A 13,372-nucleotide genomic window follows, 5' to 3' on the forward strand; every position below is an offset into this window, starting at 1 on the left:
GTTCCACTTGGCCTCGTCCATGTTGGCGAGCATCTTGTCCCGGGTGATCCCGGCGTTGTGCACCACCAGGTCCAGGCGGCCGTAGCGGGAGGCCACGAGGTCCAGGATCTTCTGCCCGGCCTGCGGGAGGAGTACGCCGAGCTCTCGGACCGGGTCCGTGAGGCCCGCGCCGCGTACTACGTGCACGACCAGCCCGTGATCTCGGACGCCGAGTACGACCAGCTCTACCGCTCGCTCGAGGAGTTCGAGGCGCTGCACCCCGAGCTCAAGGCCAACGACTCTCCCACCCAGGAGGTGGGCGGGGAGGTCGGAGCGGCCTTCAGCCCGGTCAAGCACCTGGAGAAGATGTACTCCCTGGAGGACGTGTTCTCCACGGACGAGCTCGTGGCGTGGCTCGAGCGCGCCGAGAAGCAGGTCGCGGAGCTGCCCGGCGCCCCGGGGGTCGCATGGCTGAGCGAGGTCAAGATCGACGGCCTGGCCGTGAACCTGCTGTACCGGGACGGCGTGCTCGTGCGGGCCGCCACGCGCGGTGACGGCACCACGGGCGAGGACATCACCCACAACGTGGCCACCATCACGACCATCCCGCAGCGGCTCTCCGGGGAGAACCTCCCGGAGGAGGTGGAGGTGCGTGGCGAGGTGTTCATCTCCTCGAAGGACTTCCGCACGCTGAACGAGGCCATGGTGGAGGAGGGGCGTGCGCCCTTCGCCAACCCCCGTAACGCCGCCGCTGGCTCCCTGCGGCAGAAGGACCCCCAGGTCACGGCCCGGCGGCCCCTGTCCATGTTCGTGCACGGCATCGGGTACGTGCGCGGCGTCGACCTCGAGACGCAGTCGGAGGCGTACGAGATCTTGCGCGGGTGGGGCCTGCCCGTGAGCCCGTACTCCCGGGTGCTCTCCACCGTGGCGGAGGTGCTCGAGTTCATTGCCGAGTTCGGGGACAAGCGGCACGGGCTGCTGCACGAGATCGACGGCATCGTGGTCAAGGTGGACGACCGCCGCACCCAGTTCCGCCTGGGCTACACCTCCCGCGTGCCGCGCTGGGCCGTGGCGTACAAGTACCCGCCGGAGGAGGTCAACACCACGCTCGTGGACATCCTGGTGAACGTGGGCCGCACCGGGCGGGTGACCCCGTTCGGGCTCATGGATCCCGTGCGCGTGGCCGGCTCCACGGTGGAGATGGCCACCCTGCACAACCAGGACGTGGTCAAGGCCAAGGGCGTGCTGATCGGGGACACCGTGGTGCTGCGCAAGGCCGGTGACGTCATCCCCGAGATCGTGGGACCCGTGGTGGCGCTGCGGGACGGCACCGAGCGGGAGTTCGTCATGCCCACCGAGTGCCCGTCCTGCGGCACCCCGCTGCGCCCCGCCAAGGAGGGGGACGTGGACATCCGCTGCCCCAACGCGGAGACCTGCCCGTCCCAGCTCAAGGAGCGGGTGAACCACGCGGCCGGCCGTGGCGCCTTCGACATCGAGGCCCTGGGGGAGGAGGCCGCCAGGGCGCTGACCCAGCCGGTGCCGCTGGACGCACCGGACGGGAGCGACTTCTCCGTTCCGCCGCTGCGCAACGAGGCCGGGCTGTTCGACCTGACCCCCGAGGACCTGCGGGACGTCATGGTGTGGCGGGACTCCCGCCGCACGGTCACGGACAAGGAGACCGGGGAGAAGACGCAGCGGATCACCCCCGAGCTGGTGCCGTACTTCTGGACCAAACCCACCAGGGCCAGGCCCAGCGTGCCGTCCAAGACCACCGAGCAGATGTTCGCCCAGATGGAGCAGGCCAAGGACACCGAGCTGTGGCGCGTGCTGGTGGCACTGTCCATCCGGCACGTTGGCCCCACGGCGGCCCGTTCCCTGGCCACGTCCCTGCGCAGCATGGACGCGATCCGCTCTGCGGACCTGGACACCCTGTCCGGGACCGATGGCGTGGGGCCCGTGATCGCCCAGGCGGTCAGGGAGTTCTTCGACGAGCCCTGGCGGCGCCGCGTGGTGGAGCAGTGGGCCGCCGCGGGCGTGCGCATGGAGGAGGAGGTGGACGAGTCCACCCCGCGCACCCTGGAGGGGATCACCGTGGTGGTCACAGGCTCCCTCGAAGGCTTCAGCCGTGACTCCGCCAAGGAGGCCATTCTGAAGCGCGGCGGCAAGGCCTCCGGGTCCGTGTCCAGGAAGACGCACTTCCTCGTGGCGGGGGAGAACGCCGGGACCAAGCTGGACAAGGCCGAGTCGCTGGGGGTTCCCGTGCTGGACGAGTCGGGGTTCGAGCGGCTGCTCGCGGAGGGCCCGGACGCCTTCGGGGACGAGGAGGGCACGGACCTGGCCGAGGGGGCCGCCGGCGATGCTCCCGGAACCACGGGTGCGACTCCCGCGGAAGGGGAGTGAGGGAACCGGTGGCGGATGCTCTCGAGGGCCTGGGGCCCGGTACGGACGAGCTGCAGGAGCTCCTGGAGGTGGCGCTGGCCGCGGCCGAGGCCGGGGCGCAGGTGCTGCGCGGCCGGGATGCGGCGGCCTTCGAGGCGGTGACCAAGTCCTCGGACGGCGACTGGGTCACCGCGTTCGACGTCGCGGCGGAGGAGGCCGTCACGGCGGTGCTGCGGGAACGCAGGCCGTACGACGCCATCACGGGTGAGGAGTCCGGCACCTGGGTGCCGCCGCAGCGCTCCGGGCTGCGATGGTCCGTGGACCCCTTGGACGGCACCACCAACTTCATCCGGGACATCGTCTACTACGCCACGTCGGTGGCGGCGTGCGACGAGCAGGGGAACTGGCTCGTGGGGGTCGTCAATGCACCAGCCCTCGGCAGGGTGTACTACGGCATCACGGGCCTGGGCGCATGGGTCCGACGCCAGGGCAGGGACACGCGCCTGAGCGGTCCGGTGCCCGGGCAGCGGGGGGCGCTCTACGGCACCGGCTTCTCCTACGACGCCCAGGTGCGTCGTGAACAGTTCGGATCCTTCCTGGACACCATGGAGGACTACTCGGACATGCGACGGCTCGGGGCCGCGTCCCTGGACCTCTGCATGGTCGCGGACGGCACGCTGGACGGCTACTCGGAACGGGCGCTGCACGAGCACGACTGGGCGGCCGGCGCGCTGATCGCCCACGAGGCCGGAGCGGTGGTCCACCGTCCCGACCTCCCCGCCCCGCCGGCACTGTGTGACGAGTCCCACGGCAACGCAGCGCCCGAGCCTCTCCAGCAGCGGGAGGCCGAGTACGAGAAGGCCCGTCTGGCCAGCGTGATCGCCGCCTGGAGCGCGGGATAGCGCGGGGGAAATCTTCCCGTTATCAACGGTGTATCCGGCCGTTATGCACAGCGCGGGGCTCCCTGGGTTGACCCGTCACGCGGGGGTGACCTACCGTGGCTCAGGTTGACCGGCCAGGGTGCCGTGATACATGCCCGCGATGGGGGTTGTCCCCCAAAGCGGGATAACGAAAAAGTAACGAAGCTCTTGAACTCGGGGCAACCGTTACGCTATCGTTATTTACAACTTCCTCAGCGAACTCTCCTGAGCGGAAGTTCGCTACCAGACGCACACGATCCGTCGTCTGGATTGTGCTGGATGCTGCCGCACACCGTACGTCGTCTACATGGCAGCATTCCGTAGTTTCTACCCCTCACACCTAACTGTTATGGGTAGACGACGGCGCGAAGACACCCAGGGATGGGAACGAGCGCAGGTGGCCTGACGGAGCATGATGAAGACTTCAACCGCTATCCGCCGTGGTACCGCTGCTGTCATGATGGGCGGCCTGGCCGTGGGCGCGTTCGCCGTCCCCGCCAACGCTGCTTCCATGGAGACCTGGAACGCTCTCGCCGAGTGCGAGTCCGGTGGCAACGCCTCGACGAACACCGGCAACGGCTTCTCCGGCGCCCTGCAGTTCACCCCGTCCACCTGGGCCGCCTTCGGTGGCCAGGGCTCCGCCCACAACGCCTCGTGGGCCGAGCAGGTCCGCGTGGCCGAGAACGTTCTCGCCGGCCAGGGCTGGGGCGCATGGCCCGCCTGCTCCGCAAGCCTGGGCCTGCACGGCAACGGCGGCGGCGTCGCCTCGGCCGCTTCCGTGGCCCCGCAGTCCACCTCCGTGCAGCAGGCCGCTCCCGCGCCGAAGGCCGCCCCGGTCCAGCAGGCTGCTCCCGTGCAGCAGGCCGCTCCCGCGCCGAAGGCCGCCCCGGTCCAGCAGGCTGCTCCCGTGCAGCAGGCCGCTCCGGTGCAGCAGGCTCCGGTGGCCGAGTACACCGCTCCCGCCGCCCCCGTGCAGCAGGCTGCTCCCGCCGCCGGCACCTACACCGTGCAGGCCGGGGACACCCTGGGCACCATCGCCAACAAGCTGGGTGTGAACGGTGGCTGGGAGGCCCTCTACGCCGCCAACGCCGGCTCCGTGGCCGATGCCAACCTGATCTTCCCGGGTCAGGTCCTGAACATCCCCGCCTGATCCAGGCACCTCATCGCTCGTCGATGACCGGCTGACCCGGCCGAGCCGATCGACCGGGTCGGTCGCAGAACCCCGCCCCTCACCGTCATGGTGAGGGGCGGGGTTCTTCGTGTGCCCGAGGTCTGGCGTCCGACATCCAACGTCCGCAGCCTGCGCGCCGCCCGCCGTGCACGGGTTGCCGCAGTGGCGGTGACACCATGGGCTCATGCAGTTCGACATCGTGATCATTGGGGCGGGCATCGCGGGCCTGTCCGTGGCCTCTGAACTGGCGTGGCTGCGCGGCACGGGGCACGGCATCTGCCTCCTGGAGGCGGAGGACGACGTCGCCCAGCACACCTCCGCGCGCTCCGCCCAGCAGCTCATTCCCAGCTACGGCCCGGAACCGGTGCTGGAGCTGACCCGGTGGTCCATTGCCCGGCTGTCGGAGGTCTCTGCGGAGCTGCCCTCGCCCCTGGTGTGGCCGAGCCCGTTCATGGTGGCCGGTTCCGCCGAGCACGTCGCGGCGGAGACGGTGCCTGGCCTGCGCCGTGCCACCGACGCAGAGCTGCTGGCGCTGTGCCCCGAGCTCCGGGCGGACCCGGCGCGCTACCGCACCGCCGCGGTGGACGACTCCGCCGTGCGCTCCGACGCCTCGGCACTGCTCGCGTGGCACAGGCGCCGGGCCGAGGAGGCCGGGGTCAGCATCCGCACGGGGTTCCGCGTGGCCGGTGCGCAGCGGTCCGGTGAGGTCTGGGAGCTGTCGCCCGTGGTGGGCGGGCGGAGAACGGACCCGGGCGACACGGTCCGCGCGGCCACCGTGGTGAACGCGGCCGGGGCGTGGGCGGAGCACGTCGGTTCGCTGCTGGGTGCCGCGCCGCAGGGGCTGCAGCCGCTGCGCCGCACCGCAGCCCTGGTCCGTCTGGACTCGGCCATGCCCGCGGAGCACCCCATGGTCATGGATGCCGCAGAGCACTGGTACTACCGGCCCGACCCCGTGGGGGCCATGATCTCGGTGGGGGAGTCCGAGCCCAGCGAGGCGTGCGACGCGCAACCGCACCCGGGCGCCGTCGAGCGCCTGATCGCGACCGTCCAGCAGAACACGGCACTGCGCATCACCGGGGTGGTGAAGGCGTGGACCGGACTGCGGACGGAACGCGCGTGCGGCGTGCCCGTGTGCGGCTGGGACACCGCGGCCGAGGGCGTGTTCTGGCTCGCCGGGCAGGGTGGCTACGGCTTCCAGACGAGCGCGGCGATGGCCACCGCGGCGGCCGAGCAGGTTGTCGCCGGGCATGTGGGGGACTGGTTGAGCCCTCGGACGGTGGGGGCGCTGCAGCCGGAGCCTGCCGCGTGAGCCCGGTGGATCCGCTCATGGCCGCGCGCCAGGTCAAGCACGCGCTGTTCGTGGTGAACAAGCGGCGCCGCCGAACCCAGAAGGCCCTCCGTTTCGCCGCGGTCACCACGGCGGCGCCGTGGCACGCACGTCTGACGACCTACGAGTTCGACGCCGCCCGCTACCGTCGTTCCTTCGTGGCCCGCACGCCCCCGGCCCCGGACGGGCCGCAGGAGCTGCCGCGGCGCGTGGTCACCCTGTGGCTCGGGGACAATCCCCTGACTCCGCGGCGACGCGCCAACCTGGACGTGATGCGGGACCGGATCGGACTGCCCGTGGAGCTGGTCACACGGGAGAACCTGGACCAGTGGCTGGTGCCGGGGCATCCGCTGCACCCGGCGTACGAGAACCTGTCCCTGGTCCACCGCTCCGACTACCTGCGGGCATACCTCATGCACCACCACGGCGGGGGCTACTGCGACCTCAAGGCGCCCGTGACGTCCTGGGAGGCCGCCTTCGCGCGGATGGATGCGGACCAGCAGGCGTGGCTGAGCGGCTACCCGGAGAGAGCAGCACAGGACGTGACCCGGCTGACCGGCGCGCTCGGCACGGATCTGGCGTGGCACCACCACCGGCTCGTGGGCATGGGGGCCTACCTGGTGCGCTCCCACACCCCCCTGACCGCGGAGTGGCTGCGGGAGGTCGAGCGCCGAATGGGCTACTGGGCGGACCAGGCGGCGGAGTTCCCCGGGGAGGAGCGCGGCGAGGTGGTGGGCTACCCCGTCTCCTGGACCCGGATGCTGGGCGGCGTTCTGCACCCGCTGCAGCTGAAGCACCTGGACCACGTCCGGCAGGACCTGGACCTCAGGCTGGACCTGGGCGACTACCAGTAGCGCGGGGCGCTGACGGCCTCATCCCCGGGGGGGGGGGTGCTGGGACCCCTGTCAGTCCGCAACCCCGAGCTGCCGCGCGAGCCACGCGTACTCCCACGCGGTGTCCTTCCACTGCGCGTACCTCCCGGACGCGCCACCGTGGCCGCCGGCCATCTCGCAGCGCAGCAGCACGGTCTCCGGGCGCGCCACGCGGGTGCGCAGCTCGGCCACCCACTTGGCGGGCTCCACGTAGAGCACGCGGGTGTCGTTGAGGCTCGTGACGGCGAGGATCGGCGGGTAGTCGGCGTCCCGCACGTTCTCGTAGGGGGAGTAGGAGTGCATGTACTCGTAGACCTCAGCGGACTCCACGGGGTTGCCCCACTCCTCCCACTCCAGGGCGGTGAGCGGCAGCTCGGGCATGAGCATGGAGGTCAGGGCGTCCACGAACGGCACCGCGGCCAGCCCGCCGCAGTACAGCTCGGGGGCCAGGTTCAGCACTGCGCCCGCGAGCAGACCGCCCGCCGAGCCGCCCATCAGCGCGATCCGCCGCGCATCCACGTCCGGGCGCGCGGCCAGGTGCCGGGTCACGGCCACGAAGTCCGTGAACGTGTTGGTCTTGGTGTTCTTCTTGCCGTTCTCGTACCACGCGCGCCCCAGCTCACCGCCACCGCGCACGTGCGCCACGGCCCAGACCACGCCACGGTCCAGCAGGGACAGCCGCGAGATGGAGAACGCCGGGTCCGTGCTGATCTCGTAGGAGCCGTACGCGTACTGCAGCACGGGCGCGGGCACGGCGGGGTCCAGGTCCGCGCGGCGGACCAGGCTCACGGGAATCCGCGTGCCGTCCTCGGCGACCGCCCAGTCCCGCTCCACCGTGTAGTCCTCGCTGCGGTACCCGCCCAGCACGGTAGTCTCGCGCCGCAGCACGGGCTCACCCACGCCGAACTCGTCCAGCGCACCGGCCCCGGGCTCGCCCGTGGGGATGTCGTACACGCGCGGCGGCGTCACGAAGGACGTGTAGGACACCCGCACCACCGGGTTCTCGTACTCCGCAGAAAGCACGCCGGTGCTGCTGAGGTCCTCGTCGAACGCGGCCTCGGTCCCGGCCAGCAGCCCGGCGTCCGCCGCCGTGCCGGTGTCCGGGGACGACGACGCCGCTCCGCCCGCCCGCGCGCCCGTTCCGTCGTGCGCCGCCCCGGCCACCAGCGGCTCCAGGGCCGTGCGGGGGATCAGGCGCACCCGGGGTGTGGTGTTCTCACGCAGGGCCACCACCAGGTGGGTGGCCGTGGGGATGCCGGACTCCACGCGCACGGTGTCCGAGGCCGGGACCACGTCCACCAGGTCCACCTCCATGAGGCTCCACCCAGCGTGCTCCAGCGGCATGAGGCTGATGCGCCCGTTCGGGGCGTGCGCGTCGTGGGAGAGCAGCAGGACATCGGTGCCGGCCACCGTGAGGGGTTCCACCTCGTAGAGCACCCGCTCGTCCCGCGAGAGGACAACCCGCCACGGCAGGTCCGCGGGGGTCTCTGCGCGTGCCTTCTTCGTGCCATCACCGTGACCGGGCGCCGTTCCCGTGCACTCGTCGGGCGCGTCCCGGTGCGCGGTGGAGGGGGCCGCCCCGGCGGACTGGCCATGGGAACCCGGCACGGCGGCGTCGTCCGCGGGAAGCTCAGCCAGGCGCAGGATGCGGTACTCGCTGTACTCCGAGCAGGAGGAGGACAGCATGAGCCACTGCTTGTCCGCGGAGAGCTCGGCGCCGAGCCAGAGGCCGGGGTCGTCCTCCTGGAACAGCAGCTGGTCCTGCGCCACGTCCGTGCCGATCACGTGCCGGTACACGCGGTACGGACGCCAGGACTCGTCCACCACGGTGTAGACCACCTGGGCCGCGTCCGGGGTGAGGAACGCGCCGTAGGAGGTCTGGGGGATCCGGTCCGCGAGCAGCTCTCCGGTGGCGAGGTCCTTGACGTGGACGGTGAACCGCTCGTCCCCGGCGGTGTCCTCGGACCACGCGAGCCGGGAGCCGTCCTCCGCGACGCTGAACGCCCCCAGGGCGTAGAACTCGTGCTCCTGGGACGCGGCGTTCGCGTCCAGGAGGGTCTGCTCGCCGTCCAGGGGCGTTCCGGGCTCCACGGCGGGCGGGGTCCAGTCCGCAGGGTCCGCCACGGGAACCCGGCAGAACACCTGGTGGGCGCCGCCCTCCACGGTGCGGGCGAAGTACCACCAGTCCCCGTGGCGGCTGGGGACCGAGAGGTCCGTCTCCTGCGTGCGGTCCTTGATCTCCGTGTAGATGCTCTCCCGCAGCGGGGCGAGGTCCGCGGTGACGGCCTCCGCGTAGGTGTTCTCGGCGTCCAGGTGCGCCCGGACCTCGGGGGAGTCCTTCTCGCGGAGCCACTCGTAGGGGTCGGCGAACGTGTGACCGTGGAACGTGCGCTCCACGGGACGGCGGGGTGCCACGGGGAAGGTCTGCTGCTCGGAAGTCATGCGCCCCAGTCTAGGGACGCGGCGGTGGGCCGTGCGGGAGTCTCACCGCACGGCCCACCGGGGTGGCGCTGCGTTCCAGTTGCGGCTTGCCAGGCCCGGCGCGGGAGCCGCGCCCCAAACCTTCGCGCGCCGGACCCGCCTGCTGCGGGACCGGGGTCCGCGACCGGTGGCCAGGCCGTCAGCCCCTCAGGGCCTCCCGCCACTTGAGCGCCTTGCCCGTGCGCAGGATGGAGCGTTCGTAGATCACCGCGGCGAGCCAGATGGCCAGGGCGGTCGTCACGATCAGCAGCACCAGGGAGCCGATGTGCTCCCACCACTCGCCCTGGTCCAGGAAGATGCGTAGCGGCACGGCCACCGGGGCGGAGAACGGGATCCAGCTCATGATGCGCAGCGCCTCCGGGTTGTCGTTGAAGAAGATCACACCGAAGTAGGGGAGCATGATCAGCATCATCACGGGCATGGACGTGGAGCCGATGTCCTCCTGCCGGGACACCATGGACGCCGCGGCGGCGTAGAGGGCCGCGATCATCACGAACCCGATGGAGAACAGCATCACGAACCACAGGATGGGCACACCCATCCCGTCCAGGGGCAGCACGTTGCCGTTGATCTGCATCCCCAGCAGCAGTGCCCCGGCCAGCAGCGCCACCTGCAGGATGGCCATGGCCGCGTTGCCCAGCACCTTCCCGGCCATCATGGCCCGCGCCGGGACTGCTGCGAGCAGGATCTCCACGACCCGCGACTGCTTCTCCTCGATCACGGACACCGCGATCTGCTGGCCGAACGTCACGGCGGCCATGAAGAACACGAGTCCGAAGCCGAAGGCCATGAGGTACCGCAGCGCGGGGTTCGGCGCTGCGGGGTCCAGCAGCTCCACCCCCGGGCTCGTGGACAGCGCCTGCACCAGACCCGAGGGGGCGTCCGTCATGGCCAGGACACTCACACCGGCCGGACTGCCGGGATCCGGCACCACGGCGGCGTCGGCCGCGCCGGAGAGCACAGCTTCGCGTGCCGCGTCCGCGGAGGCGACGGTCTGCGGAGCGTAGTCCTCGCCGAGGGCCTGGACGGACGGTGCGGTCTGGTCCACCACGGCCACGCTCGTGGCGTCCCCGGCGAACAGGTCGCCCAGGCGTGGCACGAGCAGCGTGGCGGCCAGTGCGGCGGCCAGCAGGATCAGCGTGGTGATGATGAAGGGCTTGGAGGTGGCCTTCACCCCCATCTCGCGTGCGGCCACGGTGCCCACCGCGGACCAGAAGGGCGTGCGCCGTGGCTGGCGCTGGTGGGTGGTGCTCGTGGGGGTGGCGGTGGCGGTGCTCATCGGGTGACCTCCGTGAAGATCTCGTGCAGGGTGCGGGTGACGGGTCCGAAGCGGTGGACGGTGCCCCGGGCCACGGCCTCGGTGAGGACGGCGTGGGCCGTGGCGTCCGAGGCCGCCCGGAAGCGGACGCGCCCGCCGTCGAAGGCGAGCACCTCCACGCCGGGGGCCTCGCGCACCCAGCCGGTGTCCGCGGCGGCGTCGAGCTCCCACTCGGGAACGGCGTGGGCGGCCAGCAGCTCGGCGCGCGAGCCCGCGGCGCGCACCCGCCCGTCCGCGAGGATGACGAGCTCGTCGCACAGCCGCTCCACGACGTCCAGCTGGTGGGAGGAGAACAGGACGGGAACCCCGGTGTCCGCGGTCTCCCGCAGCACCTGCACCGTGGTCTCCACGGCGTGGGGGTCCAGCCCGGAGAAGGGCTCGTCCAGCACGAGGGCCACCGGGTCGTGCACGAGTGCGGCGGCGATCTGGGCCCGCTGCTGGTTGCCCAGGGACAGCTCCTCGAGCCGGCTGCCCGCGCGGCCGGCGAGCCCCAGGCGCTCGAGCAGCGCCATGGCCCGGGCCTTCGCGTCCGCGCCGGTCATGCTGTGCAACCGGCCCAGGTAGACCAGCTGGTCCAGCACGGTCATCTTGGGGTACAGCCCACGCTCCTCGGGCATGTACCCGATGCCCGCGCGGTAGTCGGCGGTGATGGGGGAGCCGTCCACCTCGATCCGTCCCGAGTCCGCCGAGAGCACCCCCAGGAGGATGCGCATGGTGGTGGTCTTGCCCGCGCCGTTGCCGCCCACGAACCCCGTCATGAGGCCCGGGCGGATGCTGAAGGTCAGGTCCTCGAGCACGTGCGCCGACCCGAAGGACTTGTTCACCCCGTTCACTGTGATCATGGTTCGAGCCTAGGAAGTCACGCCCGCGTCCGACTCCCCCGGGCGGCGGATTCTGCACCCCCGCGATCCTCCGCCCGGGGGAGGAGACGCCCACTGCGCGGTGGGGCCGGTCTCAGGCGCCGGTCACACCGTGCTCGAACGCCCAGATCACGGCGTGGACCCGGTCACGCGCCCCCGTCTTCAGCAGCACGTTGGACACGTGGGTCTTGACCGTGGCCCTGCCCACGAACAGCTCGCGCGCAATCTCATCGTTGGACAGGCCGCGCGCCATGGCGGCCAGCACCTCGGTCTCGCGGGCGGTGAGACCCGCGCGGGCGGCGTCGTCCTGCCCGTCCGCGATCTCGGACTCCGGGCCGGGACGGCCGGCGGACGACGCCGCCGCGTCACCCGCCGGGGCACGGCCGGTCTGCGCATCGACCTCCGCCGCCGGTTCGACGGTGCGTGCCAGCACCCTGCGCGTGACCAGAGGGTCCAGCAGCGCGTCGCCGCGGCCCAGCACCCGCACCGCCTGGATCAGCTCCTCGGGTCCCGCGGACTTCAGCAGGAACCCCGAGGCACCGGCGGAGAGCGCCGCGAACAGGGCCTCGTCCGTGTCGAACGTGGTGAGGATCAGCACGGCGGCACGGGAATCCGAGGCGACGAGCCGACGGGTGGCCTCGATGCCGTCCAGCCGCGGCATCTGCACGTCCATGCACACCACGTCCGGGTCGAGGGCCGCGGCGAGCTCCAGGGCCTCCTCGCCGTCCGCGGCCTCTCCCACCACCTCCATGTCCTCCTGCGACGTGAGGATGGCGGAGAAGCCGAGGCGAATCAGCGGCTGGTCGTCCACGAGCAGGACACGCAGGCTCACGGCAGGACCTCCTGCGGGGCGTGGACGGGCACCGTGGCCCGCACGAGCCAGCCGCCGTCCGCCTTGGGGCCCGCGTCCAGTGTGCCGCCCATCGACGCCATCCGTTCCTCCATGCCGATCAGGCCCGTGCCCGTGCCGTGGGCGGCCGGTTTCCCTGGCCGGGCGCCGCGCCCGTTGTCGCTGATCTCCAGCTCCACGCGGCTGGCCTCCGTGCGCAGCCGCACCGTGACGACCGCCCGTGGCCCGGCGTGCTTGCGGGCGTTGGTGAGCCCCTCCTGTGCCGTGCGGTACAGCGCCAGCTGGGCCGGCGGCGGCAGCTGCGGCTCCGGGCCGATCCGCTTGAGCACTGCGTCCTGGCCGATCGCCCGGGCGTCGGCCACGAGTGCCTCGAGGTCGGAGAGCCGGGGCACGGAGTCGGGGGCCTCCTCGCCGTCGCGCAGGGTGTGGACCATGGTCTTGAGCTCGGTCACGGCCTCCCGTGCGGAGGACTCCACACCGCGCAGGTGCTCGGCGGCGGCGCGGGGATCCTGAGACATGGTGAGGCGCGCCGTCCCGGCCTGGACGCCCATGGCCGTGACGTGGTGGGCCACTACGTCGTGCAGCTCGCGGGCGATCCTGAGCCGTTCGAGGCTCACGGCCTGCTCCGCGAGCCGCTCCTGCTGCTGCCGGATCTCGGCGTGGGCGGCCTCGAGCTCCTGCCGCTCGATGGCCGCGTTCCACGCCCCGTCGCCGAAGACCCACGCCCCGGCGAAGTAGGCGATGTTCACGACGAACTGGATCGCGGCGATCGCCATGTAGGCGTTGACGCCGCGCTCACCCACCTCCGGATCCGTGAACTGCTCCACGGTGCTCCAGCCCAGCCACCCCGCCATCCCCACGGCCACGGCGGCGCGGGACCACGTGGCGCGACGGCGGTCCGGGCACCAGGCCCCCACGGAGTAGAAGCCCAGGAACAGCACCACCTGGGAGGCGTACATCTCGATCCCGACCCACGTGACCAGCGCGAAGTACACGAAGGACACCGCCACCATCACTGCCACGGGGAAGCGACGCCGCCATGCGAGCGGGGTGGCCAGCACGACGGCGCCCAGGGCAACCCACCCGACATCCGCCTTCCACGGGACCGACTGCACGAAGTCGGAGAGGTACACCAGCTCGACGCCGGCCAGGGCCAGCACGCCGGCACCCCGGGCATCCCGCCAGCGCCACCCCGGCGGCAGGGCGCGGTGGGGC

Annotated in this window: 10 protein-coding genes; 5 read left to right on the forward strand and 5 right to left on the reverse strand. The window is 71.9% G+C overall.

What is annotated here, in order from left to right; translation table 11 throughout:
* Window positions 1–57: 57 nt before the first annotated feature.
* From ligA to D9R02_RS12350, 5 genes are all read left to right on the forward strand, one after another.
* The gene (gene ligA / locus D9R02_RS09350; RefSeq protein WP_121566803.1) at window positions 58–2,379 is read left to right on the forward strand and encodes an NAD-dependent DNA ligase LigA; all 2,322 of its coding nucleotides are present in this window, start codon (window positions 58–60) and stop codon (window positions 2,377–2,379) included.
* Window positions 2,376–3,260 carry an inositol monophosphatase family protein gene (locus D9R02_RS09355; RefSeq protein ID WP_019310092.1) on the forward strand — a complete coding sequence of 295 codons (885 nt, stop codon included), beginning with the start codon at window positions 2,376–2,378 and terminating at the stop codon, window positions 3,258–3,260. Before ligA ends, D9R02_RS09355 begins: the two co-directional genes overlap by 4 nt.
* A 430-nt stretch (window positions 3,261–3,690) precedes the next feature.
* Window positions 3,691–4,428 (forward strand): LysM peptidoglycan-binding domain-containing protein, encoded by a 738-nt coding sequence (locus tag D9R02_RS09360; protein ID WP_121566804.1) that lies wholly within the window; start codon window positions 3,691–3,693, stop codon window positions 4,426–4,428.
* A 205-nt stretch (window positions 4,429–4,633) separates the two neighbouring features.
* On the forward strand, window positions 4,634–5,758 hold the full coding sequence (locus D9R02_RS09365; RefSeq protein WP_121566805.1) for an NAD(P)/FAD-dependent oxidoreductase: 1,125 nt from the start codon (window positions 4,634–4,636) through the stop codon (window positions 5,756–5,758).
* Window positions 5,755–6,630 (forward strand): glycosyltransferase family 32 protein, encoded by an 876-nt coding sequence (locus D9R02_RS12350; RefSeq protein WP_070636308.1) that lies wholly within the window; start codon window positions 5,755–5,757, stop codon window positions 6,628–6,630. Before D9R02_RS09365 ends, D9R02_RS12350 begins: the two co-directional genes overlap by 4 nt.
* 51 nt (window positions 6,631–6,681) lie before the next feature.
* Here D9R02_RS12350 and D9R02_RS09375 read toward each other — a convergent pair whose 3' ends face one another.
* From D9R02_RS09375 to D9R02_RS09395, 5 genes are all read right to left on the reverse strand, one after another.
* Window positions 6,682–9,090: a S9 family peptidase gene (locus D9R02_RS09375; protein WP_121566806.1), complete on the reverse strand. Its 2,409-nt coding sequence runs from the start codon at window positions 9,088–9,090 to the stop codon at window positions 6,682–6,684.
* Window positions 9,091–9,268: 178 nt separating this feature from the next.
* Window positions 9,269–10,408, reverse strand: a complete 1,140-nt coding sequence (locus D9R02_RS09380) for an ABC transporter permease (protein WP_121241877.1) — start codon at window positions 10,406–10,408, stop codon at window positions 9,269–9,271.
* Window positions 10,405–11,289 carry an ABC transporter ATP-binding protein gene (locus D9R02_RS09385; protein ID WP_070636312.1) on the reverse strand — a complete coding sequence of 295 codons (885 nt, stop codon included), beginning with the start codon at window positions 11,287–11,289 and terminating at the stop codon, window positions 10,405–10,407. Before D9R02_RS09385 ends, D9R02_RS09380 begins: the two co-directional genes overlap by 4 nt.
* 112 nt (window positions 11,290–11,401) lie before the next feature.
* Window positions 11,402–12,139: a response regulator transcription factor gene (locus D9R02_RS09390; protein WP_070636314.1), complete on the reverse strand. Its 738-nt coding sequence runs from the start codon at window positions 12,137–12,139 to the stop codon at window positions 11,402–11,404.
* Window positions 12,136–13,372: sensor histidine kinase (locus D9R02_RS09395; protein WP_220700421.1), on the reverse strand; the 1,237-nt coding region annotated here is incomplete at its 5' end. The genes D9R02_RS09395 and D9R02_RS09390, both read right to left, overlap by 4 nt.

Origin of the sequence: Kocuria rhizophila (genome assembly GCF_003667225.1) — a bacterium.
GTDB classification, from domain to species: domain Bacteria; phylum Actinomycetota; class Actinomycetes; order Actinomycetales; family Micrococcaceae; genus Kocuria; species Kocuria rhizophila.